The sequence below is a fragment of the Xanthomonas sp. SHU 166 genome, assembly GCF_000364685.1.
GTDB classification, from domain to species: Bacteria; Pseudomonadota; Gammaproteobacteria; order Xanthomonadales; family Xanthomonadaceae; genus Xanthomonas_A; species Xanthomonas_A sontii.
Window position 1 is genome coordinate 1 of the sequence record NZ_AQOJ01000539.1, and the last position, 1,901, is coordinate 1,901.

Genomic DNA, 1,901 nt, shown 5'->3' on the forward strand with positions numbered 1-1,901 from the left:
GCCGCGTGGCCAGGCGGTGCCCGCGCTGGTAACCGGCCAGCAAGGCCGGCGCGGCGATGTCGCCGCCGCGCGCGACCGCGTCGTGCAGCGCACGCGCCAGCCGCGCCTGGCTCTGCAGGCCGAAGTTGAACCCATGCGCGGTCACCGGATGCATGCCCACCGCGGCGTCGCCGATCAAGGCATAGCGCTCGGCGACGAAGCGCTGCGCATAGACGGCCACCAACGGATACGCCTGCGGCCGCACCAGTGGCGTCATCGCGCCCAGGCGATGCTCGAAGCAGGTACTGATCTCCGCCCCCAACGCCGCCTCGTCCATCTGCAGCAGCGCCTGCGCGCGTTCCGGCGGCAGGGTCAGCACTGCCGAGGCCTCGTTGCCGTGCAGCGGCAGCAGCGCCATGGTGCGGCCGTAACCGAACCACTCCCAGGCGGTCTGATGGTGCGGGCGCTCGTGGCGCACCCGACACACCAGCATGGTGCGGCCGAAATCGCGCAACTGCGCGCCGATCCCGCTCATGCGCCGGGTACTGGAGAAGCGGCTGTCGGCGGCGACCACCAGCCGCGCCGCCACGCTGCACCCGTCGGAGAGCTGCACCTGCGCCTGGCGCGCGTCGCGGCGCAATGCCTGCACCGAGACACCATCGAGCAAGGTCAGACCGGGCTGGTCCTGCACCGCGGCGAACGCCGCGCGGCGGATCAGGTGATTGGGCACCAGCCAGCCGAGATCGCCACGGCCGCCCTCGCCCGCCGCGAAGGTCAGTGCGAACGGCGAGGAACCGTTCATCACCCGCGCATCGCGCAGCGGCGCGATCGCCTGCGGGTCGATCCGCGGCCACAGGTCCAACTGATCCAGCAACGCCCGCGAGGCATGGGTCAGGGCGATTTCGCGGCCGTCGAAGGCGGCCTCGGCCAGCGCCGCGCGCGGCTGCGGCTCGATCAGCGCCAGCGACAGGCCGCTGCCGGCCAGCGAGCGGGCGAAGCACAGGCCGGCTGGGCCGGCCCCGACGATGGCGATATCCACTTGCATGCGGCGACTCCGTGATCGGACCCGGCCAGGATACGACCGCCGCGCACCGCGTCCTTGATCTGGATCAGCGCTGCGACGATCGGTCGCAGCCCGCGGGGCTCAGAACAGCGCCCACACCAGCTGCAGGATCGCCCACAGCGACACCACCCACACCAGGCTGCGCACGTACGGCACGCCCGCCGCGTACAGCGGCACGTACGCCACCCGCGCCCACAGGTAAATCTGCGCCGACAGCGCGGTGTGCGCATCGCCCTTGCCCAGTGCCGCCACCGCCACCGCCGCGGCGGCGAAGAACGGGAAGGTTTCCAGGAAGTTGCGCAGCGCGCGGTCCAGGCGCCCGGCCACGCCGGCCGGCGGCGGTTGCGGCGCATCGCGCGCGCCGGCGTTCCACTTCAGCCCGCGCTGCGCGGTGACGAAGGCGGAGGCGAGCAGCAGTTGCGCGATCCCGAGCAGGATCGCCCAGGCCAGCATGCGGATTTCGATGGGCATCGGAGCCTCGGAGGGAAGGAAGACGGCGCGCAGCATGCCGCTCAATCGGGCATGGCCACGTGATAGCCGACCAGGCGCCAGGTCTTGTCCTCGTCCAGCCGCAACGACACCAGCTCGCGCACCGGCTGCGGCGCATTGGCGAAGCGGCTGGGGAAACTGATGTTGACGTAGGTGCCCGGCGGCACCTGCGAGCCGGCGGCGTACTGCACCCGCGCCACGCTGGCGACGCCGCGGCCGAGCAGCGTACCCAGCCGCGCGCGCGCGGCGTCGATCTCGCGCACGAACACCGCGCGCGTCACCACCTTCTTCGCCACCGCCGAGGCGCCGTCCCACAACTCGCCGGTGCGACCGGCATCGACCAGTTGCGCGGCGCGCAGGCCGGCCTGCA

General features: G+C 72.5%; 3 protein-coding genes. All 3 read right to left on the minus strand.

Translation table 11 applies throughout. The features are described 5' to 3' along the window. Window positions 1-1,024: 5-demethoxyubiquinol-8 5-hydroxylase UbiM (gene ubiM / locus D180_RS13895; RefSeq protein ID WP_017913273.1), on the minus strand; the 1,024-nt coding region annotated here is incomplete at its 3' end. A gap of 99 nt (window positions 1,025-1,123) precedes the next feature. Next, window positions 1,124-1,513 carry an MAPEG family protein gene (locus tag D180_RS13900; RefSeq protein WP_026143987.1) on the minus strand — a complete coding sequence of 130 codons (390 nt, stop codon included), beginning with the start codon at window positions 1,511-1,513 and terminating at the stop codon, window positions 1,124-1,126. 41 nt (window positions 1,514-1,554) lie between these two features. After that, window positions 1,555-1,901 (minus strand): DUF4019 domain-containing protein (locus D180_RS13905; protein ID WP_017913275.1); only part of this gene is annotated, 347 nt, incomplete at its 5' end.

Excerpts from the sequence above, each read along its gene's own strand:
- D180_RS13900 (WP_026143987.1), bottom strand. The coding sequence starts at position 1,513 with ATGCCCATCGAAATCCGCATGCTGGCCTGGGCGATCCTGCTCGGGATC.